The 23,000-nt window shown below is 62.9% G+C and carries 25 protein-coding genes and 1 pseudogene; 14 read left to right on the forward strand and 12 right to left on the reverse strand.

The annotated features are described in order from the left end of the window. Positions 1-335: 335 nt before the first annotated feature. Positions 336-506 (reverse strand): hypothetical protein, encoded by a 171-nt coding sequence (locus ACNAOU_RS10090; RefSeq protein WP_413302177.1) that lies wholly within the window; start codon positions 504-506, stop codon positions 336-338. Between the two features lie 590 nt (positions 507-1,096). Here ACNAOU_RS10090 and ACNAOU_RS10095 point away from each other — a divergent pair. After that, positions 1,097-1,225 (forward strand): hypothetical protein, encoded by a 129-nt coding sequence (locus ACNAOU_RS10095; protein ID WP_422758579.1) that lies wholly within the window; start codon positions 1,097-1,099, stop codon positions 1,223-1,225. A gap of 137 nt (positions 1,226-1,362) precedes the next feature. Here the strand turns inward: ACNAOU_RS10095 and ACNAOU_RS10100 are convergent, their stop codons facing one another. The 5 genes from ACNAOU_RS10100 to ACNAOU_RS10120 form a co-directional block, all read right to left on the reverse strand. Then, a complete protein-coding gene (locus tag ACNAOU_RS10100; protein WP_018778540.1) occupies positions 1,363-1,635 on the reverse strand; it encodes a hypothetical protein in 273 nt (90 codons plus the stop codon). A 400-nt stretch (positions 1,636-2,035) separates the two neighbouring features. Next, complete coding sequence (locus tag ACNAOU_RS10105) at positions 2,036-2,506, reverse strand: pyridoxamine 5'-phosphate oxidase family protein (RefSeq protein ID WP_018778539.1); 471 nt, start codon at positions 2,504-2,506, stop codon at positions 2,036-2,038. 120 nt (positions 2,507-2,626) lie between these two features. After that, positions 2,627-3,073 (reverse strand): universal stress protein, encoded by a 447-nt coding sequence (locus ACNAOU_RS10110; protein ID WP_039241036.1) that lies wholly within the window; start codon positions 3,071-3,073, stop codon positions 2,627-2,629. After that, positions 3,073-3,540 carry a flavodoxin family protein gene (locus ACNAOU_RS10115; RefSeq protein WP_018778537.1) on the reverse strand — a complete coding sequence of 156 codons (468 nt, stop codon included), beginning with the start codon at positions 3,538-3,540 and terminating at the stop codon, positions 3,073-3,075. Before ACNAOU_RS10115 ends, ACNAOU_RS10110 begins: the two co-directional genes overlap by 1 nt. Continuing rightward, positions 3,537-3,866: a DUF3040 domain-containing protein gene (locus ACNAOU_RS10120; RefSeq protein WP_160291498.1), complete on the reverse strand. Its 330-nt coding sequence runs from the start codon at positions 3,864-3,866 to the stop codon at positions 3,537-3,539. Before ACNAOU_RS10120 ends, ACNAOU_RS10115 begins: the two co-directional genes overlap by 4 nt. A gap of 431 nt (positions 3,867-4,297) precedes the next feature. Between ACNAOU_RS10120 and ACNAOU_RS10125 the strand changes: the two are divergent. The 5 genes and pseudogenes from ACNAOU_RS10125 to ACNAOU_RS10145 form a co-directional block, all read left to right on the forward strand. Continuing rightward, positions 4,298-4,747: pseudogene (locus ACNAOU_RS10125) on the forward strand (GAF domain-containing protein); the annotation flags it as partial. A 510-nt stretch (positions 4,748-5,257) separates the two neighbouring features. Further along, complete coding sequence (locus ACNAOU_RS10130) at positions 5,258-5,518, forward strand: histidine kinase (protein ID WP_422758675.1); 261 nt, start codon at positions 5,258-5,260, stop codon at positions 5,516-5,518. Positions 5,519-5,596: 78 nt separating this feature from the next. Further along, positions 5,597-6,061, forward strand: a complete 465-nt coding sequence (locus ACNAOU_RS10135) for a universal stress protein (RefSeq protein WP_079581284.1) — start codon at positions 5,597-5,599, stop codon at positions 6,059-6,061. Between the two features lie 94 nt (positions 6,062-6,155). Further along, a complete protein-coding gene (locus tag ACNAOU_RS10140) occupies positions 6,156-6,599 on the forward strand; it encodes a pyridoxamine 5'-phosphate oxidase family protein (RefSeq protein ID WP_079581283.1) in 444 nt (147 codons plus the stop codon). A gap of 40 nt (positions 6,600-6,639) precedes the next feature. Then, on the forward strand, positions 6,640-7,491 hold the full coding sequence (locus tag ACNAOU_RS10145) for a universal stress protein (protein ID WP_422758580.1): 852 nt from the start codon (positions 6,640-6,642) through the stop codon (positions 7,489-7,491). An 87-nt stretch (positions 7,492-7,578) separates the two neighbouring features. Here the strand turns inward: ACNAOU_RS10145 and ACNAOU_RS10150 are convergent, their stop codons facing one another. The 3 genes from ACNAOU_RS10150 to ACNAOU_RS10160 all read right to left on the reverse strand — a co-directional run bounded on the left by ACNAOU_RS10150 (position 7,579) and on the right by ACNAOU_RS10160 (position 10,431). Continuing rightward, complete coding sequence (locus tag ACNAOU_RS10150) at positions 7,579-8,496, reverse strand: universal stress protein (RefSeq protein ID WP_082010175.1); 918 nt, start codon at positions 8,494-8,496, stop codon at positions 7,579-7,581. A gap of 88 nt (positions 8,497-8,584) precedes the next feature. Next, entirely contained in the window at positions 8,585-9,970 is a 1,386-nt protein-coding gene (locus ACNAOU_RS10155) for an MBL fold metallo-hydrolase RNA specificity domain-containing protein (RefSeq protein ID WP_422758676.1), read from the reverse strand. 98 nt (positions 9,971-10,068) lie between these two features. Next, on the reverse strand, positions 10,069-10,431 hold the full coding sequence (locus ACNAOU_RS10160; protein WP_422758581.1) for an SPW repeat domain-containing protein: 363 nt from the start codon (positions 10,429-10,431) through the stop codon (positions 10,069-10,071). Between the two features lie 228 nt (positions 10,432-10,659). Between ACNAOU_RS10160 and ACNAOU_RS10165 the strand changes: the two genes are divergently transcribed. Further along, positions 10,660-11,352 carry a response regulator gene (locus ACNAOU_RS10165; protein WP_055976492.1) on the forward strand — a complete coding sequence of 231 codons (693 nt, stop codon included), beginning with the start codon at positions 10,660-10,662 and terminating at the stop codon, positions 11,350-11,352. A gap of 12 nt (positions 11,353-11,364) precedes the next feature. Here the strand turns inward: ACNAOU_RS10165 and ACNAOU_RS10170 are convergent, their stop codons facing one another. Next, positions 11,365-13,083, reverse strand: a complete 1,719-nt coding sequence (locus tag ACNAOU_RS10170; RefSeq protein WP_422758582.1) for a GAF domain-containing sensor histidine kinase — start codon at positions 13,081-13,083, stop codon at positions 11,365-11,367. Between the two features lie 169 nt (positions 13,084-13,252). Here ACNAOU_RS10170 and ACNAOU_RS10175 point away from each other — a divergent pair, with 169 nt between their 5' ends. The 4 genes from ACNAOU_RS10175 to ACNAOU_RS10190 all read left to right on the forward strand — a co-directional run bounded on the left by ACNAOU_RS10175 (position 13,253) and on the right by ACNAOU_RS10190 (position 17,329). Next, complete coding sequence (locus ACNAOU_RS10175; RefSeq protein WP_018779700.1) at positions 13,253-13,723, forward strand: pyridoxamine 5'-phosphate oxidase family protein; 471 nt, start codon at positions 13,253-13,255, stop codon at positions 13,721-13,723. A 69-nt stretch (positions 13,724-13,792) separates the two neighbouring features. Beyond that, on the forward strand, positions 13,793-14,257 hold the full coding sequence (locus ACNAOU_RS10180; protein ID WP_018779699.1) for a pyridoxamine 5'-phosphate oxidase family protein: 465 nt from the start codon (positions 13,793-13,795) through the stop codon (positions 14,255-14,257). Between the two features lie 72 nt (positions 14,258-14,329). Continuing rightward, the gene (locus ACNAOU_RS10185) at positions 14,330-15,397 is read left to right on the forward strand and encodes a zinc-dependent alcohol dehydrogenase family protein (RefSeq protein WP_422758583.1); all 1,068 of its coding nucleotides are present in this window, start codon (positions 14,330-14,332) and stop codon (positions 15,395-15,397) included. Positions 15,398-15,469: 72 nt separating this feature from the next. Then, positions 15,470-17,329, forward strand: coding sequence for a heavy metal translocating P-type ATPase (locus tag ACNAOU_RS10190; RefSeq protein WP_422758677.1), 1,860 nt, complete (start codon positions 15,470-15,472; stop codon positions 17,327-17,329). Here ACNAOU_RS10190 and ACNAOU_RS10195 read toward each other — a convergent pair. Continuing rightward, positions 17,274-17,696 (reverse strand): pyridoxamine 5'-phosphate oxidase family protein, encoded by a 423-nt coding sequence (locus tag ACNAOU_RS10195; RefSeq protein ID WP_018779696.1) that lies wholly within the window; start codon positions 17,694-17,696, stop codon positions 17,274-17,276. The genes ACNAOU_RS10190 and ACNAOU_RS10195 overlap by 56 nt on opposite strands. A gap of 233 nt (positions 17,697-17,929) precedes the next feature. On the opposite strand from ACNAOU_RS10195, the gene ACNAOU_RS10200 reads away from it, so the two are divergent. Then, entirely contained in the window at positions 17,930-18,412 is a 483-nt protein-coding gene (locus ACNAOU_RS10200; RefSeq protein WP_422758584.1) for a pyridoxamine 5'-phosphate oxidase family protein, read from the forward strand. Here ACNAOU_RS10200 and ACNAOU_RS10205 read toward each other — a convergent pair. Then, on the reverse strand, positions 18,409-19,233 hold the full coding sequence (locus ACNAOU_RS10205) for a universal stress protein (protein WP_422758585.1): 825 nt from the start codon (positions 19,231-19,233) through the stop codon (positions 18,409-18,411). The genes ACNAOU_RS10200 and ACNAOU_RS10205 overlap by 4 nt on opposite strands. Positions 19,234-19,392: 159 nt before the next feature. Between ACNAOU_RS10205 and ACNAOU_RS10210 the strand changes: the two genes are divergently transcribed. Together ACNAOU_RS10210 and ACNAOU_RS10215 are read left to right on the forward strand one after the other, a co-directional pair. Further along, positions 19,393-20,574, forward strand: coding sequence for an acetate/propionate family kinase (locus ACNAOU_RS10210; RefSeq protein WP_422758586.1), 1,182 nt, complete (start codon positions 19,393-19,395; stop codon positions 20,572-20,574). Between the two features lie 7 nt (positions 20,575-20,581). After that, the gene (locus ACNAOU_RS10215) at positions 20,582-22,999 is read left to right on the forward strand and encodes a phosphoketolase family protein (protein ID WP_055976220.1); all 2,418 of its coding nucleotides are present in this window, start codon (positions 20,582-20,584) and stop codon (positions 22,997-22,999) included. The last annotated feature ends 1 nt before the right edge of the window (position 23,000 follow it).

Here is a 23,000-nt window from a genome sequence, read left to right on the forward strand (position 1 = left end):
CGCGTCCACAGGTGTTCGCCGTGATGGATGGTGGAGCGGCGACCCCTAAAGGGGCGTTTCGGCCGCAAGCATGGATGGGCGGCTGCAGGCCGGGAATACCGACACCTGCCGGCGTCGCCGCGGGAACTCGGGCGGCCGCACGACGTTGACGGCGATCCATCAAGAGAGGCGGAGACGGATCATCAAGCAATAGCAAATGGCTTCGACGGGAAGCGTTTGTAGGCGAACCAAAAGGTAGAAATGGCGAACCGAGGGCAAGGCTCGGCGAGGACAAGCGGCCCACCGTCGCGGCCGAGGTCGTACGACGCCGGGTGGCCCGGAATGTTTCGTCCGGACTAAGCCTGGGCTGCCGCGCCGGATAGCGGGGAGGCCGCGGGAGGTACAGTCGGCGTCGTCTGATCGACGAGAGGCTGGTAGCGGCGGGCGGCCGGCTCCCAGAGTGAGGTCCAGCGATCTGTCGTGGCATCGATGGCGTGGCTGCCTGAGTGGTCGGGGCTTGCATTCATTTTGTGTCTCCGAAGTTTATTTGGGATCAAAATTTAGTGCCTGAAGTAGTATCTGACCTGTGCGGGAGGGAGGTCAAGAGCCAATGAGCGCAACGCCCTCCGTGTCGACTCCGCAGGAATCGCGGCTCCGGTAAGCCGGAACGGTGATGTTCTGGTGGCTCAACCTTTTTAGGCCCTTTTTGATGTCGGTCTGATATCGGGCCCTTAAGGAACTCCACGGGTGGACCGTTTTGTTGGCCAACGACTTTGTTGGCCAACGACGGAAACCTTGCGGCCTTGGGCGATCGCGGGCAAGGTTCGGCGGTCGGGGTGGATGTCGTCGTCGTTATTCTGGCCAGTGAGCGCTTTGGTCCCGGAGCTGTCGAGGCTGAACACGTCTTCGCCGCCGCGCTCCAAGGCGACGCCGTGGCACGGTGGATTCTTGAACGGCTGGCGGACCGGATGGCGAGGGACATAAGGAGCGGTCGCCGCCATCCACAACCCCGAACCTATGGTGATAGGTGGTGCAGTTGCCAGGTCGGCCGGCGCCCTGCTCGAACCAATTTCAGTGCGGCTCCCCGCGAATTCCCGCTACGGTCCCGTCGCTGGCAGTGTCGCCTTTGGGCGATTCCGTGGTGACCATGGGTGCGGTGCGAAGTGCCCTGGACTTCGTGGAAAAGGAAACCCTCAACATCGAACTGCGCCACAAGCGGGCCACTAAACCACCACCGGCGCGCTAGTACCTCAGCCTCCAAGTGCCGGGTGCAGGAACTACCGGTGCGCAGATCCTTGGTTGATCAGAAGGCCCCACATGTTCTGGCAGATCATCAGATGTCCGGACGCTACAAAAGGAACATCCACAGCCGGCTGCCTGCAACTACTCCCGGGGTTCGACGCTTCCCGTTTCCGGGTCGAAGCTATAAGGAACCCGCAGGGGCAGGTCGAAATCCATGATCAGTTCGTTGACGGCCTGAGACACCGCGTCCCTGGCGTCACCGCTGAGCGCGGCCTCTGCAGCGCAATATGCAGCGATCTCCCCCCTGCTCGCATTGCCCCCGTTGGCGAGTTGTGCGACCCAAACGTCGTCGGGACTTAGGGCGAGCAGATCAATGGCTGCCCTCGTCAGCGCCTGCTGGTCGAAGCCGTTCATCACGCACCTCAGTTACTTCTAATCTGAAGATGCAAGTCTATCTAGCAAAAATGTGCATGAACAGACCGGGAGCCTCACCCGTGGCGACCTCCACCGGCAGTGAAGAGCGGGACCCGGCGGTCACCCGATATTCACGGTGAGCTCTTGCCCTTCCTCGTCTGACTCGGCAGCGGCGCGGGCAACGGCCCTGAGCGAACGTTCCGAGCCATGCACCCCAGGCACCATCCATGCCTCCCCTCGGAGTCGCATGGAGAGCCAATAAAGACAACCGGACCAACCGACGCGCGGGCTAACTGCAGTGCACCGAACGCTTGTGCGCAAGGGAAGCTGCGTCAAAGGAAGAACCGGCCCGGACGTCGCCTGCTTCCTGAGAGGAAGGGGCATAGCGGACGGCCGGGACTTATTCCAAGCCTGCCCGCGTGGCGTCGTCGAGCGGGGTTTGCAGGGACATCGGTGCTGAAAGATCAAAGCGCCTGCCGGTGATGGACCGGGGAACTATCCGATAGAGGAAGTCCTGGCCAATTCCTTGCCAAGGGAAGAGGGCCCGCCGCAATTCGTCCATGGTGGGGCTGCCCGGCCCGGCTGCTTCGGCGGCACCTTTCACCACAACGCTCCAGGCGATGCCGAACTCCCCGCTCACCGAATCCGATTCCAGCGCCACCACGGAGTCGGCTTCCATGGCCTGATGTTTGGTCCCCATCCCGGTTCGAAAGACAATCGTCTCGTTGTCTACCGCAAAGTTCACCGGAAAGATGTCCGGGTGTCCGTCCACGATGACCGAGAGACGGCCAACGTGTGTTTCGCCCAGAAGCCTCCAGCAATCGTCGGCTCCGAGGACTTCTGCCTCAGGCACTATGTTGTTGTCTGTCATGCCGCGATCCTATGGCGGTGCGATCCGCCTCGACAGGGCCCAAAGTCCCGCTGCCGTTGCCGCCAACGCCGGCAGGTCGTGCCGGCTGCCGTGAGCCGCGTCGCCTGGTCCGGTTCCATCTCAGGGGGTGGTTTCGTGTGTATGAACCACGACTACCGGGCAATGCGCGTGGGCGACGACGGCCGAACTCACTGAGCCCAATAGGAGTCCGCCAAAGCCCCCGTGTCCGCGGCGGCCGACGACGACGAGCGCTGCATGCTTGCTTCCCTCCACCAAAGCGGCGCGTGCGGATCCCTGAACGAGACGCCTGCTCACATTCTTCGGCAGGTCCGCCCCGAAGGCCTTCGCGAGGGCCTCCTCCATGTTCTGCTCGGCGTCGTGGGCAAAACCGTCGATCCCCATTGCCAGGTAGGCCTCGTAGCCAACGGGCAATTCCCAACAGGCCCAGGCTTCCAAAGGCGCAGTGAGGGCCATGGCCAGATGTTGGCCCTGACGCAGGGCTTCAACTGAAGCGGGAGACCCGTCGACCCCTACGATCACCTTGCTGGGATCCAAACGCCCGGCCATCACTGGCTCCTCTTCGCGGCCTGGGACTTCATCAGGGACAGCAGCTGCGCGCCCCAGGTTTTCGCGCGATCGGTTTCGCCGGGAAGGAGGGGTCCCTCAGTGCCTCCGACATAGAAAGGCATGGGCTTGCTGACGGGAGTGGCTCCCGCCTTTTTCAAGTGCCTCGAAATCTTCCCGGCAGCGTCACCGTGGATGAACAGCTTGACCCGGGTGTCGAAAGCAGCAGCCAACACCCCCATGAGTCCCTCGGACTCGACGGCGGTCAGTGTTTCCATGGTCTTTGGAGTGGGGCGCCAGCCATTAATAGGGCTTCCTACTACCAGCAGGTCTCCTACCGAGAGATCAGCACGCCGGAACCGGGCAACTGGTACTGTGCTGGCGTTGGCGGTGCCAAGACCCGAAGCCACCGCTTCCGCGATTGCCTTGGTATTTCCGTAAGCGGAATCGTAAACAATCAGTGCTTTCACGGTGTTTCCTTATCTTTTCCCTGACGTTGCTTGGAGGCGGTTGTCTTCCTGCGGCCGGGACGGGCATCCATGAAGAGGGTTGCCCAGAAGGTGCCACCGCCCATCACCATGAAGCCTGTTATTCCCAGTACCGGTTCACTGAGGGCGACGCCGGTGAGCAACAAGCCGAGTCCGGCCAGTCCGACGAGGACTCCACGCACGGTCTGCGTCCAGCGGATTCGTCCCAAGTCCTCCAAGCTCATGAGCGCAGCCAGCTTGGGATCCTCTTCCTCGAGTCCCTTGGCGATCTTGTCCAATTCAAGTTTCTCGAAGTTGGAAAGTTCCATGGTTTGCCTCCTGTCCTCCAGTCCCAGCATGGGCGGCCGACGGTCCTTCAAACAGGGCCAAAAGTCACAGCGGGCCGGGAGCTGGAAGGCCCGGCTCAGCCGTGTCCGCCAGTGCGGGAGCAAGGCATGCAATCAGCATGTGAGCCTTCTGTTGGAGTGCCCACTCCTTGGGATCTGTCTTTGCCATGACACAGACAGGGAACGTCGCCAGGTTGGCACGCAAGACAGGCACCGAACAAAGCCGAAGGTTACCTGCCCACTTCGGCCAGTTCCCCTAGACTCAACCACAGGACACTGGCGGATCGTTGCAAGGGAGTCCGGCTATGACGAGCGACAAGCACCACTGGAAACCTCCGGCCGATGGACGCCTGGATACTCTCCTCCGGCAATTCGTAGAGCGTGCCGACGAGTTGTTGCACGCCCAGGAGCAAATGAACGATTTGCTGGCAGCAGTCGTGTCGATTGCCGAGGACCTCAGCCTGGAGGCTGTCCTGGACCGGGTGGTCAAGTCTGCGTGCGTCCTGGTGGACGCACGGTATGGTGCCTTGGGCGTCATCGGCGAAGACCAGCGTTTGAGCCATTTCATTACGGTAGGCATCGACGACGACGGCATCAGGTCCATCGGTGAACTTCCCACGGGGCACGGCGTACTGGGTCACCTTATCCGGGAGCCGGAGCCCCTTCGGCTCCATGATTTGCGTCGGCATCCCATGGCTGTGGGCTTTCCAGAGAACCACCCACCCATGAAGACCTTCCTCGGCGTGCCCATCCGGGTGCGTGATGTCGTTTTCGGCAACTTGTACCTGACGGAAAAAAGCAACGGGCAGGATTTCTCGGCCGCAGATCAGGAGCTGGCGATCGCCTTGGCAGCGGCGGCCGGCGTAGCTATCCAAAACGCCCGCCTGTTCGATGAGAGCCGCTGCCGGCAACGATGGCTGGAAGCTGGAATTGACTTGGGCAGCCGCTTGATTGCCAGCCAGTTCGACGAAGACCGCGGCAATCTGGATCGTGTAGCGGAAGCGGCGCTGCGTGCCTCCGACTCAGCATTGGGTGTGGTCGCGGTGCCTGCGGGCGGCAGAGTATTGCGTTGCCGGTCCGCAGTCGGGGTGCAAGGCGTCTACCCGGGGGAAGAACTTCCGGTGACAGATGCCGTGGCCTCGGTACTGGCCACAGGGGAATCCGACATCGTGCGGGACCCTGTTGAGGTGTTCGGGACCGAAGTGTCGGACAAGCTGGGACCGGTGTTGATTTTCGCGCTCGGGCACAGGGGAACCGAGAACGGGGTCCTGCTGCTGGCCCGTCCCGCCGGAGGGCGGCTGTTCACGCGTACGGATATTGAATCAAGTGAGCTTTTTGGCAGCAGGGTCGGGCTTGCCTTGGATCTGGCACGCGTGAGTGCGCTTCGGGAACAGTCGTTGCTGCTGACTGACCGGGAACGGATCGCCCGCGACCTGCACGATCTGGTGATCCAGCGTTTGTTCGCTGCCGGTCTGGGGATCCAGAACCTGCGACGCTTCATGGGCGACCCCTCGGCTTTGGACCGGATGGAAAATTTGACGTCGGAGCTCGATGACATCATCCGCACTCTTCGCCGGACGATTGAGCAGCTTCGCTCGGAAGGCTCCCGGGACGACCGGACCGCAGCATCGTGACCTAAGACTCTGGTCGACGTCGGCAATTCAAGGGTATTTTGCAGCAGACAGGAAGGTTGGTTCGGCGAAAGGACGGTCATGGACCGCGAGGATTCGACGGGAAAGATCATCGTTGGAGTTGACGGCTCCGAGGCATCCATCACGGCTCTCCGCGTGGCCCAACAGCTCGCCGGGCCCCTGGGCGCCGAGGTGGTAGCCACAGCATTTTGGGAGTATCCGCGTGTTTACGACGGCTACGTGGCCATGGGCATAACGGACTTCGAGAAAGCCGCAGGAGAGATCCTTGGCAAGGCTGTCGAAAAGGCGTTCGGGCCCGCGCTTCCGGACAACGTTGTCTCCCGCCTTGTCCGGAATCATCCCAGGCAAGGTTTGATTGAGGCCAGCCGCGAAGCGGACATGATCGTGGTTGGACGCCGCGGACATGGGGGTTTCGGAGGGTTGCTGCTCGGTTCGGTCAGCTCGGCGTGTGTGGCCCATGCCCATTGCCCGGTGCTCGTGGTCCACAACCCGGATAAGGATGCATCGGGGCAGAGCGAACCGTAGCTTGGGGCCTTTTGGCCCTACGCCTCCCGGGTGGGGCTTCATAGGCTCTCAATCAAAGAAGAGAGCCAAGGCGCACCCCACGAAAGGATGAGCGATGACCCTGCCCAGCATGGAACCAGGCCGGATAGATGGAGCCCGGCACGTCAATGAGGATCTCGGGGAAGAGGAATGCTGGGAGCTCCTGCGTTCACGGACAACCGGCAGGGTTGGTTTTGTGCACCATGGCAGGGTCATGATCCTGCCGGTCAATTACCTGGTCCATGAGAACAGCATCTACTTCCGCACCTCTGCGGATGGCATGATCGGCACGCCCGTCGCCAGACTTCAGGTTTCGTTCCAGGTGGATGATTTCCGGTCGGATCGTAGCGAAGGATGGTCCGTGCTGTTCAGCGGACCGTTTTCCCGGGTAGTCGAGCCCGCGTTGCTCACCCAACTTTGGGGAAAGGCCCTGGTTGAACCATGGGCAGGTGGAGGGCGTGACCTTTTCGTCCGGATTCAGCCCGCAGAGGTCACGGGCAAGCACGTCTTCCTGGCCTGAGAGCGGCTGCCTTCCACTATGATGTGCCAGGGACGCGGCGATGAATGAGGAGGAACGGATCGTTGTCGGGTACGACGGTTCCGACGCGGCGGGCAAAGCTGTGCGGTGGGCTGCCATGCAGGCGCGCAGGAGCGGCTTCATCCTCAATGTGGTGCATTGTTCGCTCTGGCCGGTGTTTACCCACAACATGGGGCCGGTTCCGGGTATAGCAGGCAGCGGTCTGAGGCACGCAGCGGAATCAATTGTTTCCGATGGGGTGGCTCTCGCCCGCGAAGTGTTTGCAGACGCGCAAATCGCAACAAGCCTGGTCTATGGGTGGCCGGCTGAGAACCTCCGCAAGCTGGGGGCAACAGCTTCCCTCCTGGTCGTCGGCACCCGTGGTGCGCAAGGATTTCCAGGATTGTTGATTGGGTCGGTCAGCCTCGAATTGGCTTCCACGGCAGCCTGCCCTGTGGCCGTCATCGGAGGTTCGGAACGACCCCATGGGCCGGTCGTCGTCGGCATAGCTGACGAAGGCTGGGAGGCCACTCTCCGCTATGCGGCGAACTTCGCCTCTTTGGCGCACTCTGTGCTCAAAATCGTGCACGTCCACAGACACCACGGATTTCACCAAGACGCTTTCTACGAAGCGGGTGCAACCGAAAAGCGGGAGATGCTCGACTCGGCCTTGCGGTCAGTACGCAACACCTGGCCGGGTCTGGAGGTCCGGGACCGCCTCCTGTCGGGAACCTCCGTGGCGGGGACGCTGGTGGGGGCAGCGGGGGGTGCCCAGGTTGTGGTCGTGGGCACCTCTGCTCAAGGTGCAGTCAGTGGCAGCTTTGGCTCAACCGCCCATGCGGTTCTCCATCACGCCGGTTGTCCGGTGATAGTCGTCAGGCACCCGCCGGCCTGATGGCAGGGAATGACGTGATGTCCGGCGAGGAACAGTGCGGAGGCCCTGGATCACGATGGCCGGACCACTGCGCCAGGGCCGCCCGTCCTATTCGGAGTGCTTCACTGTATGAAGACGCGTAATGATGGTCGGACAGGGAATCTTGCCGAGCACCGCATGCGCCGTGGATCCGAGCAGCAGTCGTTTGAAGGCGCCATGGCCCTTGCTGCCGACAACCAGCAGGCGCGCGGTGGCCGCATATGCGAGCAGTGCTTCCGCCGGTCGCATGCGGGTTTCGAGGACCTGGTGGATCGCAAGGTCGGGATAGGTATCCGCCAGACCCGCAACTGTTTCCGACAAGACCACGCGCTCTTGTTCGGCAACGAGTTCGGAGTAGTTACCGGGGGGCATGCCGCGGCTCACCACTGGTTCCGGTAAATGGAAGGCATGCAGCACCGTCAGCTCCTGGCCTGTCCGATCCGCCTCAGCGGCGGCGAACGCGACCGCCTGCGTGGATTCTTCCGAACCGTCAACACCGACCAGGACGCCGTGCCGGTTCGACATGTCATGCTCGCCGATGACCGCCACCGGGCACTGGGCCACCGTGGCTACCTGCAAGGCCCGGTCCGTCAGAGAACCACCAACCCAACCGTGCCCGGAGCCGACCACCACCATGGAGGCCTTCTTGGACTTCTTGCCAAGAGCGTAGCCCGACCCCCCTGAGACCAGGTCGGTGGAGATCTCCACAGTTGGTTCCAGCTTGCTGGCGTGGTCTTTCGCGGCGGCGAGAAGAGTCTCGCCGGACTCCCGGATCCATTCGTTATATCCGACGGCGTCATAGGCCCAGCGGTCGTCGACGGCGTGGACAAGTTGTACGGGCAGCTTCAGGGCCGCAGCCCTCTGCATGGCCCACCGTACTGCGGCGTCACTGCTGGGCGAATCGTTGACACCAACGACAATTGCTTCCTTCATGGCTGTCCCGTTCTTCTTGGATATGTCCCGGAGCGATGGGTCCGGGGGTTGCATGTCCAGTTTCCTGTGTCCCGTCTCCGGGAGTTAGGGCCGGAAGTCCCGCTGTTGGACGTTGATTACCCCAACGTCCCTGGCTGTGCAGCTAGTCCGGGGCATCCAGACTGACCTCTTCCAAGTATTCCGGGACCCGTGCGTTCCACCCGAGTTCGTGCTTGATGCGTAAACGCAAGGCGTCGGAGGCTTCCGGTTCCCCATGGGTGATGTAAGTCATTGCCGGTGCCTGGGGAGCGGAGCGCATCCACTGGATGATCGCGTCCGCATCGGCGTGGGCACTGAACCCCTCGAGCTGAACTACCTCGGCCCGCAGCGGGACATTCTTTCCATAGATCCTGATTTCGCGGGAACCGGCGGCAAGGGCCGCCCCCCGTGTTCCAGCCGCTTGGTAGCCGCTCAGGACAAGGGCATTCCTGGGATCGGAACCGTAGGCTTCGACGTGGTGGAGAATCCGGCCGCCCGTGAGCATCCCGCTGGCGGAAATGATGATCATCGGGCCTCCGCGGAGGTTGAGAAGTTTCGAGTCATCCACGCTGCGGGTCATTTTGGCCAGCTGGTACATGCTGGTGAATTCTTCAGGACGCAGCCTGTGCTCCTCAGGATGCTGTTGGTACATGTAGGAGGCATCGATGGCCATGGGGCTGTTAAGGTAGACCGGCACATCCGGAATGAGTCCCTTGTGGCGAAGCCGGGACAGTTGGAGCATCAGTGTCTCTGCGCGGCCCACAGCGAACGCCGCTATTAGAATCACGCCTCCTCGTTTGACGACCCTGTTGACCACATCAGCCAGTTCGTGCTCCGGGCTGCCCTTTGGATGGAGCCGGTTGCCGTAGGTGGACTCTGTTACCAGGACGTCTACCGTCCCAAGTTGGCGCGGCGGGTACATGAACGGATCATCCGTCCTGCCCAGGTCTCCAGTGAAATGGGCTGACCGCCCTCCCACCTCGAGCCGTATTTGGGCTGCCCCCAGGATGTGTCCGGCCGGGACGAACGTGGCCCGGACTCCGGGGGCAACTTCGATGGCTGTGTCAAAGTCGACGGGCCTGAAGCTGTTAAGCGACTTGACGGCCTCAGCCGCGGTGTAGAGGGGAAGGGCAGGTTTGTGCACTGATGAACCGGTCCGGACTGCGTAGCGGGCTTCTTCTTCCTGCAGGTGCCCGCTGTCGGGCAGCAGGAGTTTGCAGAGCTGCTCCGTTCCGTGCGTGGCGTAAACGGGGCCTCGGAAACCGTCGCGGACCAGGGCAGGGACGTAACCGGTATGGTCCAAGTGGGCATGGGTCAGGACAACGGCGTCAACGGAAGACGGTGAGACCGGGAAGGGCCGCCGGTTGCGTTCCCGGAGCCGCTTGTAGCCTTGAAAGAGGCCACAGTCCACCAGTACCCGTGAGCCCATGAACTCAATGAGATACCGCGAACCCGTGACGGAGTCTGTTGCGCCGAGGAACCGAAGCCTGGCTGCTTGCTTGTTCTGCATGGTGACCTGTCCACTCATTCGGGCCGGCTGGAAAAGGGGAAAGTAATCGGGTAAGCATCTGGCGCCGAGCGGTGCTCAGGCGCCAGATTCCGGATTGGTTATGCCGAGGGCATGACGTGGTGGTGCCGGTATTCCTCCGTGCTTGGTTTTATGGCCAGCGCTGTAACTACCAAAGCCACCGCCCCTGGTATCCATGCACTCCACGCAGTGGCCGTAGCGGAGGTAAAACCGGCAACCCACGGGGCCAGCAGCAAAGACACAGCAATAATGGCCTGCGCCCATTCCGCGGCGGGCATTCCCGGGGCGGCCAGGTTAACGACTCCTCCGATGACCAGAAGAATGCCCAAGGTGACCATTACCGCCGTCGAGGATCCAGTTTGCGTGGTCCACAGCACTGAGAGGGCCGCGTAGGCTCCAGCGGCGACCACTGTCCAGTCCTGCCATCGCGTCCATTTCTTCATGGTGATACTGCTCCTTTTTCTTTGATAGAACCACCAAGCTCCTGCAAGGTGGCGTCCGGTCTTCCCGTAGTTCCAGCGTCCGTTTAATCGCCGAACGGCAACAGGGCCAAAAGTCACGAAGGTTGTGCAGGGTCATTAGGCCCTTGTAACCCGACGAACACGTCGGCAACAATTTGGAGGTGTTCAAAGATCGGCATGTGCGGTGCCGCCCCCGCCGGAGAGGAAACCATGAATCGTTTTGAGGAACCCGGCCCGACAGGCGTCACGGCGAAGCCCATCCGCGTGTTCATCCTCGATGACCACGAACTGGTTCGTCGGGGGCTGCAGGAACTGTTGGAAAGTGAAGGTTTCGAAGTCGTTGGTATGTCCGGGTCGGCGGAGGAAGCGACGCGCAGGATACCGGCCCTCCATCCCGATGTCGCCGTCCTGGACGCGCGGCTGCCTGACGGCACCGGAATTGAGGTATGCCGGGACGTCCGGTCCATCGACCCCGCGCTGAACTGCCTCATCCTGACCAGTTACGACGACGAGCAGGCGCTGCGGGGTGCAGTGCTGGCCGGCGCGGCGGGCTACATCCTCAAGGAAATCGGGGGAACTGACCTTCTGGGTGCGCTGCGGCGGGCAGCGAAGGGTGAATCCTTGTTCAATGAAGACGTCAAAGCGCGGATTATCCGCGGACTTACTGAACCAAAGAAGCTTGATCCCCGGATTGCGTCCCTGACTCCACAAGAACGGCGGGTCCTGGAATTCGTGGGGCAGGGCCTGACCAACCGTCAGATCGGCGAGGAGATGCTGCTGGCGGAGAAGACCGTCAAGAATTATGTGTCGTCGTTGTTGGCAAAGCTGGGATTCGAGCGCAGGACCCAAGCCGCCGTCTTCATGGCCAATGCGCCAGGGGCGAATGCCGGCAAGGGCCGCTGATACCGGTCCCGCTCAGCGCAGCGGGACGGTCCACGTCAGGGATGTCCCCTTGCCCGGCGTACTGGTGATGATGCATGAACCGTTGAGTTCCGCCGCCCTGCGGACCATATTGTCCAGTCCGTTGCCGGAACCTGTTTCGCTGAAGCCGCAGCCATCGTCCGCCAACTCCATCGTCAAGGCGTCATCTTCCACAGCCACGGAGACGGTGATTGTTTCCGCGCCGGAATGGCGCACGGCATTGCTGAGGCTTTCGGTCAGGACCGCCAGGAGGTGCTCGACCAGCACGTCGTCTTCAAGGGAATCGATCGCGCCTGTCAACGTCAGGTGCGGTGCGTGCGTGAGCGCTTTGGCTCCTGTTTGGATGGTCTGCATGATGCGGGTGCTCAGGAGCTCGCGATCGTCTCCGGTGGCCCGGAGGGAGTAGATGGTATTGCGGAGGTCCCTGATGCTGGTGTCCAGCTCGTCCGTGATGGCGTTGATGCGTCCTTCGACCGACGGTGCTGCGCCAAAGCGCCGCAAACTTTGGATGCTGAGTCCTGCGGCAAAAAGCCGTTGGATGACCAGGTCGTGGAGGTCCCGCGCAATTCTGTCCCGATCAGAAAAGACCACCTGTTGTTCACGCAGGCGGTGGATACGGTCAAGGGCGAGGGCCAAGGCGATGTGTGAGCCGTACACCGAAGCCATCTCAACGTCGGTTGTGGAGAAAGCCCCCTTTCCGGATGATCGGCCAACGACCAGGATCCCCTGATGGTCGCCCTGGGCGCTGAGGTCCATTGCCAGCAGGGTTCCCGGCTGCCCGGCCCGGTCGACGGGGAAGAGGCGCCAGGGGTCCTGGACGGTTGAGGACGATCCATCGTTGCGGCCTTGAATGCCGGTGGAGGCCACGGACAGGACACGTCCCTTAACCGGGGCGGCATTGGCCATGCCATCATCTCTGCCGGCGTGGCCTTCAACGGTGTATTCCCCGGCCTGCTCCGCTGAAGGCAGCAGCACCAAGGCCAGTTCTGCTCCGGATTCGCGCATTGCCCTTTCCGCGATCAGGTCAAGGGAGGCACCTTCAGGCTGGCCGTCGTCGAGCATCCTGCCGGTGATGTCCATGCAGGCTTCGAGCCACGAGGTCCGCCTGCGGGCGTCTTCGTAGAGGCGGGCATTCTCTATTGCCACCCCGGCTGCCGCGGCGAGGGCGACGGCGAGATCCTCGTCTTCGGGGGTAAAGTCTTCTCCGCCGTCCTTCTCCGTCAAATAGAGGTTCCCGAAGACCTTGTCGCGGACCCGGACCGGCACTCCGAGAAATGACTTCATCGGCGGATGATGCTTTGGAAAACCGTAAGCGTTCGGATGCCGGCTGAGATCGTGGAGCCGCAGCGGCATGGGATCGGTGATCAGCAGCCCCAGGACTCCGTGCCCGGTGGGGAGAGGGCCGATGCGGCTTGCCAGGTCTTCGTCGATGCCGACTGTGATGAAGTGGCTGAGCCCGCCATCTTCGCCTATTACTCCCAGAGCGCCGTAGCGGGCCCGGAGCAGGTCGCAGGCTGAGGCGACCACGCGTTCCAGCACGGACTCCAGGCCCAGGTCTTCGGCCACCGCCACCACGGCTTCGAGGAGACCTCGCGTTCTTTCCTGGGCCTGGAGCAATTCTCCGGCCCTCGCCACGAAGTCCTTGAGGAGTTCCTCCAGCGGTACGCCGGGTACGCCCGGTGGTGTGCCGTGTGGGTCCGGAGTGTCGTTCATCGCTGCCTTTCACCAAGGCCGGCGACCCTCTCCGAGGCATCCCGGCTCCTTGGGTGCCAGCCTACTCCGGGACTCGTTAGGCCTTCCATCAGCGGACGCCCCATCAGTCGATCAGGCAGGGGGTCTTTGTACCCTGTCACGGAACCGTCGGCCGTCCTAGTGTCGTCGCATGATGAACAAACCTGCAATTCCCGAGGCGGAGAAGCTCGACGCCAACCAATGCTGGCAGCTTCTCCGCAGTGTCTCAGTTGGGCGCCTGGCAGTATGGGCAGTCGATCATCCCGACATTTTCCCCGTCAACTTCAAGGTGGATCACGGAACCTTGGTTTTCCGAACAGGAGAAGGCACCAAGCTGCACGCGGCCCTCGGCGCAACACCTGTGGCCATCGAAGCAGATGGCGTGGATTCCGACACTGGTGTCGCGTGGAGCGTCGTCGTCAAGGGAACAGCGGAAAGCATCAAACTGACGCAGGAAGTGCTGGACACCGTCGGTTTGTTGCTCTTCCCTTGGCAGGCCGGCCGGAAGGACCATTTTGTCCGTATCGTTCCGACGGCCATGACCGGACGACGCTTCAAGGTCACGCCGCCACTGACCTGGTGGAGTCCCTTGGACGACGCTACCCGGGCGTCATTGGAGTAGCCGGCATGTGGGGGAAGCCGGGACCAACGGCCCTAACGACGGCGGCCTGCCGCCGTTAGCGTCAAGGGCATGAACACAAAGCCTGCTGCCGCCGTTGAGCGGCTTGCCCCGGACGACTGCTGGGACCTCCTGGATCAAACCAACGTGGGCCGGCTGGCCGTACTCGTGGACGGGCATCCTGATGTCTTTCCGGTGAACTACGTCCTGGACGGCGACAGCATTGTCTTCCGCACAGGTGCGGGCACCAAGTTCTGGAGCACCATGACGACCTCGTGTGCCTTGGAGATCGACGGCTACGAGCCCGTCAGCGAAAAGGCATGGAGCGTGGTGGCCCGTGGACGGGCACACGTGATCCTGGACCGCCGGGAGAAGGCTGTCGTCGACGCACTCGGACTTGATCCCTGGCAGCCGGGCACCAAGGACAACTACCTGCGCCTGGCGCCTGAAGCACTCACCGGCCGGAGGTTCAAGACCAAACGGCCGGATCTCTGGGGAACCCCCTTGAACGACGCACGCGCCCAGGTATTCCGCTGACGCCTTCTCCAAACCGCCCCGCACCCGGGTTAAGGGCTGTAGCGGGGCCTCACACAGGACGGACCTCATGTCATGAAAGCCCTCGTCTACGGCGGCCCAGGCGTCAAAGCCTGGAAGGATGTTCCGGATCCGGTCATCACCAGGCCCGGCGATGCCATTGTTCGCGTTGATACAACCACGATCTGCGGTACGGATCTGCATATCCTCAAGGGCGACGTCCCCGCCGTTCAACCCGGCCGCATCCTTGGACACGAAGCTGTTGGTACGGTCACCGAAACCGGTAGTTCCGTCAGCGGCATCAGCCAGGGTGACCGTGTCATCATCTCCTGCATCAAGTCCTGCGGGCACTGCATCAACTGCCGGAAGGGACTCTTCTCGCATTGCCTGGGCAGCGAAGGGCAGGTGGGCACGGGCTGGATCTTCGGTCACCTCATCGACGGAACCCAGGCTGAATACGTCCGCGTACCCTACGCGGACAACTCCCTGCACAAGCTGCCGGCCGGCGTCGGCGACGACGAGGCGGTCATGCTGTCAGACGTTCTTCCCACTGCCTTTGAAATCGGCGTACTCGACGGCCGGGTGGCCCCTGGGGACATCATCGCCGTGGTGGGCGCCGGGCCCATTGGCCTTGCGGCAATGGCGACGGCGGGGCTCTGCGGAGCATCAACGATCATCGCCATTGATCCGAATGACAGCCGCCTGGCCCGGGCAGCCGATTTCGGGGCAACCCACACCGTCAACCCAGGGAACCCGCAATGGGCCAGCGACGTCCTGGCTCTCACCGACGGAGCCGGCGTGGACGTCGCCATGGAGGCGGTAGGGCTTCCGGAGACCTTCGAGATGGCCCTGCGCCTGGTGCGCCCCGGCGGCAGCGTAGCGAACATCGGCGTCCACGGAAAACCGGTCGAGTTGCCTCTCCAGGACCTGTGGATCCGCAACATCAACATCAGCATGGGTCTGGTCAACACGACCACCACCCCGATGCTGCTCCGGCTGGTGGCCCAGCACAAACTGCCGGCCGACAAGTTCGCTACCCACCATTTCCCCCTCGACGGATTCATGGACGCCTACGACACCTTCTCCCGGGCCACCGAGACCGAAGCGTTGAAAGTGGTCCTCAGCAGGAATCACCGTGGGTGACCGCCCGCCGCGGGGGCACGCCCAGTGACACTGCTCGCACGGTTCCCGCTGGTCGCCGGTACCGTACTGGCCATGCTCGCCGTGGGGGCACTGCTGCTCAGCGGAAACGGCGCCGCAGCACAGGGCACAGCGACCATCTACGCCCTCTCCGTGGCGCTTTACCGCGCCGGGACAATGGTCAAGGGCCTTTTCCACGGCAGGTGGGGCATCGACCTGCTCGCTGTCACCGCCATCGGCGCGACAGCCGCAGTGGGAGAGTACATCGCCTCCTTGGTCATTGTCCTCATGTTGACCGGGGGTGAAGCCCTGGAGGACTTCGCCCAGGGCCGTGCCACCAAGGAGCTCCGTGCCCTCCTCGAACGTACACCACGCCACGCCCACCGCGAGGCGGATGGCCGGGTGGAGGATATCGGCGTTGACCTGGTCGCGCCCGGAGACGTCCTTCTTGTCAAGCCGGCTGAAACCGTCCCGGTCGACGGAAGGCTGCTGTCCGACGTCGGGACTTTCGACGAGTCCGCACTGACCGGCGAAAGCCTTCCGGCAGAGCGGCTGACCGGTGACTTGCTACTCAGCGGCTCCGTCAACGGGGCCGACGCAATCCGCATGGTGGCCACGGCATCCGCGATCGATTCCCAGTACAACCAGATCATCGGCCTGGTGAGGGAGGCCGCAGCAAGCCGCGCCCCGACTGTCCGCCTGGCTGACAGGTACGCTGTGCCTTTCACCCTGGTTGCCTTCGTCATGGCGGGCGTGGCCTGGTGGCTCAGCCAGGATCCGGTCCGTTTTGTCCAGGTACTGGTGGTGGCCACACCGTGCCCCCTGCTGATCGCCGCGCCAGTGGCCTTCCTGGCCGGGACCAGCCGGGCCGCCAAGGCGGGGATCATCATCAAGAACGCAGGCACGCTGGAGCATCTCAGCCGGGTGAAGTCGGCGGTCTTCGACAAGACAGGGACACTCACGCAGGGAAAACCCGTCCTGGCCGGGATTCGTCTCGCTCCGGGGACAGGGCTGTCAGAAGATGATCTCCTGCAGCTGGTGGCATCTGCCGAGCAGTATTCATCGCACATTTTCGCCGCCTCCGTCATTGCGGCGGCCCGCGGACGCGGTTTGTCGCTGCTGCCGGCGACAGGTGCCAGCGAACACGCCACCAATGGCGTGCGCGCCGAGGTCGGGTCGGTGCCGGTCGTTGTGGGAAAGCCCGCGTTCGTGGAAGAGAACACCACCGGCTTTGAGAGCGCAAGGCTGGAAGGCGGACAGCTCGCCGTTTACGCGGGGGTCGGGGGAAAGTTCGCCGGAACGCTCATCATGAGCGATCCCTTGCGGTCCAATGCCGTTGAGACCCTGGCGGAACTTGGCCGGTTGGGTGTGCGGCACACCATGCTCCTGACCGGGGACGCCTCGTCCACGGCCCGCCACATCGGCCAAAGTGCCGGCATTGACGACGTGGTGGCCGAGTGCCTGCCGCCGGACAAGGTCGCGGCCGTCAAGGCGCTGACGCTGCGGCCGGTCATGATGGTCGGCGACGGCGTCAACGACGCCCCCGTTTTGGCGGCAGCCGACGTCGGCATTGCCATGGGTGCCAAAGGTGCCACTGCGGCAAGCGAGTCCGCGGATGTGGTCATCATGCTCGATGACTTGTCACGGGCCGCGCTGGCCGTGGATATCGGCCAACACACCATGCGGATCGCACGCACCAGCATCTGGACGGGCATCGTGCTCAGTCTTGGCCTGATGGTGGTGGCAATGGCGGGAGTCATCCCGGCGGTAGCAGGGGCGTTGCTCCAGGAGTTCGTGGATCTGGCGACGATCCTGAACGCGCTCAGGGCACTGGGTCCGCGTGCCTCAAAGATGTCCCGCGAGCGGCAGGGCCAAGGAGTCAGTACCGCTCAGGCTCGTCCCCAAGTTCAAAGTAGCGGCCGTGGACCCTTGTAGGGGTGATCTCCACGTAGGTGTATTTGCGGGTGGGGATCCACGGTTTGAGCGGAAGTTTGTCCGCCTCGTCGATTTCTGTCTGGGATTCGATCACCCTTGCCTTGCCTTTGAGGACAACACTCCAGGCCTCGGACCCGACGATCTCCTCGACCTCGAAGGCAACTTTCTCGTTGACGGTCAGTTCGGCCAGCTTTGTTCCCGGATTCGTCCTGAGGAGCAATCGACCTTCGTGGGCGACAAAGTTCAACGGATAGATGTCCGGCTCTCCCAGGACACTGACGGCCAGGCGACCATGCTGGTTCCGTTCGAGCACCTTCCACGAGTCTGCTTCGGAGAGGACGGTGCCTGGTCGTTCGTCGTTTTCCACGGTGTTTCTCCTGCGTGATGTAGGGGCCACAGCGCCGGGTGGGCAGCTGAGAGCTGATGAACGTGATCCTATGGCGGGCACATCGGCCACGACAGGGCCGAAGGTCCCGCGGCCTTGCACCATGACCTTCGGCTCTGGCGCCCGGGCAGTCCTTGGGAGAAGCCCGGACGACCGTCGGCAGAGGGGACCTTATGCCCTACACGTGCCGGTTCGAAGGCGCTAGGCTCGGCGCTATGGAGAACACATCAACGGCAGAGGACACCAAGGAACTCAGCGTCCACGACTGCTGGAAGTATCTGCAGTCGGTGTCCATCGCCAGGATCGCCCTCATCAATGACGGGTTGCCGGAGATTTTCCCGGTGAACTTTGTCCCGAAGTTTGGAACCGTCCTTTTCAGGACCGGACCGGGAACGAAACTCGACGCCCTCCGGGAGGGATCCGCCCTTTCCTTGGAAGCCGATGGATTCAACCGCTACGGAACCGTCGCCTGGAGCGTCATCCTCAAAGGAAGCCCCGAATTTGTCACCCAGCTAGAGGACATCCAGGAGGCCGTCGAAGCCGGTCTTTCCCCGTGGCAGCCTGGTGCCAAGGACGTCCTGGTCAGGGTCACGCCAACAGAGATCAGCGGACGCCGGTTCGTCATCAGCCCACCGTCCAAATGGTGGCCGCCGCTGGATCCCTCCGCTGCCGACGGGCACGACGGCGATACCCGCTAACTGCCGTCAGGTCCCTTTTCTCCGGGGCGCGTCAGGATGGTGGGGCACTGAACGTGCAGCAGCACATGCTGGGCGACGGAGCCGAGGAGTACGCGCAATCCTCCGCGGCCTTTGCGCCCCATGACCAGCACTTGCGCATGCCGGGCCGCGTCCACGAGCGCATCCCCGGGGCCTTTTCCGGCGTCGGAACTTTCCTTGACAATGATGTCCGGGAACTGCCGGCCGGCGTGCTGGGCGGAGGCGCGGAGGACATCCGCGTCCACGGAAGACGCCGCATCGGGGCCCGTGGCGTGGACAAGGATCAACTCCTGACCCAGCCTTGCAGCTTCCGCAGCGCCGAACTCCACGGCGGAGAGAGATTCAGCCGAACCGTCAACACCTACCACCACGCCGGACCGACCCTGCGGGTGGTCGGCAGGAACAACGGCGACGTTGCCCTTGCCTGTGACAGCCACCTGGAAACTGACCGAACCGTACCCTTGCCCTTCTGTGCCTGGTCCACGGTCCGTTCCCACCACCACCAACTCGTAGTCGGCCGACAACGCGGCGATCGCTTCGGCAGGTTCACCTGATAACCGGCGGTGGACGACGCTCAAGCGCGGGAAGGCCGACGTCAAGCGGGCCGCTTCACTTTCAAGAAGGTCATCGCCACGTCGCTGCGCCAGCTGCCGGTCGCGTTCCTTGGGATAGAGCCATTCTCCGGGAACAACATGCACCAAGACCAGGCCGGAACCCATCGAATCCGCCCGGGCAGCAGCCCAGTCCGCAACATGTCCACCGGCCCGGGAACCGTCCAGCGCAACCAGGATCTGATTCTTCACGAACGGAGTTCCCTTCGGTTGCCAACGGTGATGGTCTCCACTATCGGTGGCACAGGCCGCCGTCGCAAGGGCCGGAAGGCCCTCCCACTGTGCGGCACAGTGCGTTAGGGTCCACAGGGAGGGCACGATCCGTTGCAGTACCGGTGACGAGAGGAGAACATGCGCGTCCTTGTACTGAACCCAGGTTCCTCATCGCTGAAGTACCACCTTCGGGAGACCGCCGATGCCGGCCGGGCTGCGGGCATCCTGCTGTCAGGACAGGTTGACTGGCCACCGGGGGAGCGCTCCAGCCCGGATCGCCTGGAGACCGCTTTTGACGAACTGGAGGCCACCATCAAAAGCGTTGGATCCGCGCCGGAAGCAATCGGACACCGCGTTGTCCACGGCGGCGCACAGTTCAGCACTCCGGTTCGTGTCACCGCGGAAGTAACAGCGGCCATTGATGGGCTCAGTCCCTTGGCGCCGCTCCACAATCCGGCCAGCGTTGCCTGTATCGAGACGGCCGGCCAACGATGGCCCGATCTGCCACAGGTTGCGGTCTTTGACACGGCCTTCCATCGCTCCATTCCGGACTTTGCCGCCCGTTATGCCATTCCGGAGGATCTATACCGGGATTATCCCGTGCGGCGATACGGCTTTCACGGAATCTCCGTCGAGATGGCCTGCCAGGACACAGCCGCGTTTCTCGACGGGCCTGTTTCCACCCTGAGCGCTGTGGTGGCCCACGTCGGCAACGGAGCGTCCGTCACCGCCGTCGGGCATGGACGCAGTGTGGATACCTCCATGGGAATGACACCTTTGGAGGGGCTCGTCATGGGCACGCGCTCCGGAGACCTGGATCCATCCGTGGTCCTGCTGTTGCAGCAGGACGGAGCAACCGCGGATGAAGTCGACCACATCCTGAACCACCAATCGGGGCTGCTTGCAGTTGCTGGATCCGCGGACATGAGGACTGTTGGGATGGCTGCCCGCAACGGCGAGCCCCGGGCCCGTCTGGCCATCGACATAGCTGCCTACCGCCTCGCCAAATACGTAGCCGCGTATTCCATGGTGGTTGGCGGACCCGACGCCCTGGTGTTTACCGGGGGAGTGGGCGAGAACTCTGCGCTGTTCCGGGAGAAGGTGGTCGCCTGGTTGGGACCACTTGGCCTTGGCATCGACGCGGCCCTGAATAACAAGGCCCCGAATAACAAGGCCCTGAATACGGCCGCCCGGGACGGCATCCGCGTGATCAGCACCATGGACTCCACATTTCCGGTGCTCGTAGTGCCCAGCGACGAAGAACGTGCCATTGCAGAATCGACGGCGGCTTTGCTCGCCATGCCAACTGAGGAAGGTTGATCGCGACATGAGCCGGGACTTGAACACCACCGATACCGATCCTAAGCCTGAAGAAGAGAACTTTGACCTCCTGCACCGGTACTGGTCCGCGGCGAACTACCTGACGGTGGCACAAATCTACCTCCAGGAAAATCCCTTGCTGCAGGAACCACTGGAAACACGGCACATCAAGCCCCGGCTCCTGGGCCATTGGGGCACCAGCCCGGGCCTGTCCCTGATCTATGCTCACCTCAATCGCGTTATCCGCCGCACGGGTGCCCAGGTCCTGATGGTGACCGGACCCGGCCACGGTGGCCCCGCCGTCGTCGCCAATACCTACTTGGAGGGCAGTTACTCGGAGGTTTATCCCGCCGTCGGCAGAGACCTGGAAGGGCTCCGGACCCTGGTCCGGCAGTTCTCGACGCCGGGAGGCATCGCCAGCCACGTCGGTCCGGCGACGCCCGGATCCATTCATGAGGGCGGTGAGCTGGGCTACTCGCTGATGCATGCCACCGGTGCGGCAATGGACAACCCGGACCTGATTGTTGCCTGCGTCGTCGGCGACGGGGAAGCTGAAACCGGGCCGCTGGAGGGATCCTGGAAAGCGCCATCGTTCATCAACCCGCTCAGGGACGGGGCGGTACTTCCCATCCTCCACCTCAACGGGCACAAGATCTCCGGACCCACTGTGCTGGGCAGACGCTCAAACCTTGCCGTAGCCTCCCTCTTGGAAGCACACGGCTGGGATCCCGTCATCGTGTCAGGCGATGACCCCGCCTTGGTCCACCCCGCTCTCGCCTCAGCGATGGATGCCGCCTACGCCTCCATTCGCGCCATCCAATCCCATGCGCGTAAGGAGGGAGTCACCGGCCCCGCACGGTGGCCGGCCATCATCCTGCGGACGCCCAAAGGATGGACCGGGCCGGCGACCGTGGACGGGAAAGCCGTGGAGGGAACCCACCGCTCCCACCAGGTCCCGCTGGCCGGGGTCAGGGACAACCCCGGGCACCTAAGGCAACTTGAGGAATGGATGCGCTCCTACAGGCCGGAAGAACTTTTCGACGCCGATGGGCGGCTGATCGCCGAACTGTCCGGGCTGGCCCCCGAGGGCGATCTGCGCATGGGGTCGCTGCCCGCCAGCCGTGGGAAAGGGGGTCGCGACCTCGCCACGCCCGAGCTCAAGCAATACGCCATAGAGCCGGTTCCCCGCGGCGCAGTGATGCATGAGAGTACCAAACCGTTGGGGGAGATGCTGCGGGACATTTACCTCGACACCGCCGACGATCCAAGGTTCCGGCTCTTCTGCCCCGACGAGACCAACAGCAACAGACTCGGCGCGATCTTCGAAGCCACCGACAGGGGCCTCATGGAGCCGGCCGCGAGCAGTGCTGCCGCGCTTGCAGCGGACCACGTGTCCGTCAACGGGCGGGTGATGGAAGTCCTGTCCGAACATCTGTGCCAGGGCTGGCTGGAAGGGTACTTGCTGACAGGCAGGCATGGCCTGTTTGCCAGTTACGAGGCATTTGCGATGGTGAGCGCTTCCATGACCATCCAGCACGCCAAATGGCTCCAGCATTCCCGGGACCTGGAATGGCGGGAACCCGTACCCAGCTTGAACATCCTGTTGACTTCCACCTGCTGGCGCAACGACCACAACGGATTCAGCCATCAAGGACCAGGGCTCATCGATGCCGTGATTTCACTGTCAAGCACGGTCGTCAGGGTCTACTTCCCGCCGGATGCAAACACCCTGCTGGTCACGGCGGAACACGTCCTCAAGAGCAAGGACTACGTGAATCTGGTGGTGATCGACAAACAGGAACATCCGCAGTACTTGTCGCTCGAAGAGGCGAGGCAGCACGCAGCTGTGGGCGCATCGGCATGGGACTGGGCCGGTAATGAGATCCCGGGGACCCCAAGCGGCAGGGAACCTGACATCGTCCTGGCCTGCGCCGGTGATGTACCCACGCAAGAGACTTTGGCGGCTGCCTGGCTCCTCAAAAAACATGTCCCGGACATGTCCGTCCGTGTCGTCAACGTCATGGATGCCATGGTCCTGCCGCCTCCGGGTACCCATCCGCACGGGCTTTCGAGTGCTAAGTTCCAGGAACTCTTCACTGCCGACGTGGACGTCGTGATGGCCTGGCACGGTTATGCGCGGGCCCTGCACCAACTTCTGCACGGCCGCCCGGAGCCCGAGCGCTTCCACGTCCGTGGATACAACGAGCAAGGAACCACCACCACGCCTTTCGACATGGTGGTCCTGAACAAAGTCAGCCGGTATCACCTGGTGATGGAAGCACTGCACCGGGCCAAGGGAGAATTCGCAGGAGCCGGGCACCTCCTGGAGCATTGCCAGAGCCAACTGGAAGCCCACGCCAACTACATCCGGGAGCACTTTGAAGACCTTCCGGAAATCCGGGACTGGGTATGGACGCAGCAGTAGC

Origin of the sequence: Paenarthrobacter sp. C1 (assembly GCF_049315185.1) — a bacterium.
GTDB classification, from domain to species: Bacteria; Actinomycetota; Actinomycetes; order Actinomycetales; family Micrococcaceae; genus Arthrobacter; species Arthrobacter nicotinovorans.

Bases quoted from the DNA above. Each gene is read 5' to 3' on its own strand.
- ACNAOU_RS10120 (WP_160291498.1), bottom strand. From the start codon at position 3,866: ATGGAACTTTCCAACTTCGAGAAACTTGAATTGGACAAGATCGCCAAG.
- ACNAOU_RS10100 (WP_018778540.1), bottom strand. From the start codon at position 1,635: ATGAACGGCTTCGACCAGCAGGCGCTGACGAGGGCAGCCATTGATCTG.
- ACNAOU_RS10215 (WP_055976220.1), top strand. From the start codon at position 20,582: ATGAGCCGGGACTTGAACACCACCGATACCGATCCTAAGCCTGAAGAA.
- ACNAOU_RS10145 (WP_422758580.1), top strand. From the start codon at position 6,640: ATGAATGAGGAGGAACGGATCGTTGTCGGGTACGACGGTTCCGACGCG.
- ACNAOU_RS10160 (WP_422758581.1), bottom strand. From the start codon at position 10,431: ATGAAGAAATGGACGCGATGGCAGGACTGGACAGTGGTCGCCGCTGGA.
- ACNAOU_RS10200 (WP_422758584.1), top strand. From the start codon at position 17,930: ATGGAGAACACATCAACGGCAGAGGACACCAAGGAACTCAGCGTCCAC.
- ACNAOU_RS10090 (WP_413302177.1), bottom strand. From the start codon at position 506: ATGAATGCAAGCCCCGACCACTCAGGCAGCCACGCCATCGATGCCACG.
- ACNAOU_RS10150 (WP_082010175.1), bottom strand. From the start codon at position 8,496: ATGCAACCCCCGGACCCATCGCTCCGGGACATATCCAAGAAGAACGGG.
- ACNAOU_RS10210 (WP_422758586.1), top strand. From the start codon at position 19,393: ATGCGCGTCCTTGTACTGAACCCAGGTTCCTCATCGCTGAAGTACCAC.
- ACNAOU_RS10140 (WP_079581283.1), top strand. From the start codon at position 6,156: ATGACCCTGCCCAGCATGGAACCAGGCCGGATAGATGGAGCCCGGCAC.
- ACNAOU_RS10165 (WP_055976492.1), top strand. From the start codon at position 10,660: ATGAATCGTTTTGAGGAACCCGGCCCGACAGGCGTCACGGCGAAGCCC.
- ACNAOU_RS10170 (WP_422758582.1), bottom strand. From the start codon at position 13,083: ATGAACGACACTCCGGACCCACACGGCACACCACCGGGCGTACCCGGC.
- ACNAOU_RS10175 (WP_018779700.1), top strand. From the start codon at position 13,253: ATGATGAACAAACCTGCAATTCCCGAGGCGGAGAAGCTCGACGCCAAC.
- ACNAOU_RS10180 (WP_018779699.1), top strand. From the start codon at position 13,793: ATGAACACAAAGCCTGCTGCCGCCGTTGAGCGGCTTGCCCCGGACGAC.
- ACNAOU_RS10105 (WP_018778539.1), bottom strand. From the start codon at position 2,506: ATGACAGACAACAACATAGTGCCTGAGGCAGAAGTCCTCGGAGCCGAC.
- ACNAOU_RS10155 (WP_422758676.1), bottom strand. From the start codon at position 9,970: ATGCAGAACAAGCAAGCAGCCAGGCTTCGGTTCCTCGGCGCAACAGAC.
- ACNAOU_RS10110 (WP_039241036.1), bottom strand. From the start codon at position 3,073: ATGGCCGGGCGTTTGGATCCCAGCAAGGTGATCGTAGGGGTCGACGGG.
- ACNAOU_RS10135 (WP_079581284.1), top strand. From the start codon at position 5,597: ATGGACCGCGAGGATTCGACGGGAAAGATCATCGTTGGAGTTGACGGC.
- ACNAOU_RS10190 (WP_422758677.1), top strand. From the start codon at position 15,470: ATGCTCGCCGTGGGGGCACTGCTGCTCAGCGGAAACGGCGCCGCAGCA.
- ACNAOU_RS10185 (WP_422758583.1), top strand. From the start codon at position 14,330: ATGAAAGCCCTCGTCTACGGCGGCCCAGGCGTCAAAGCCTGGAAGGAT.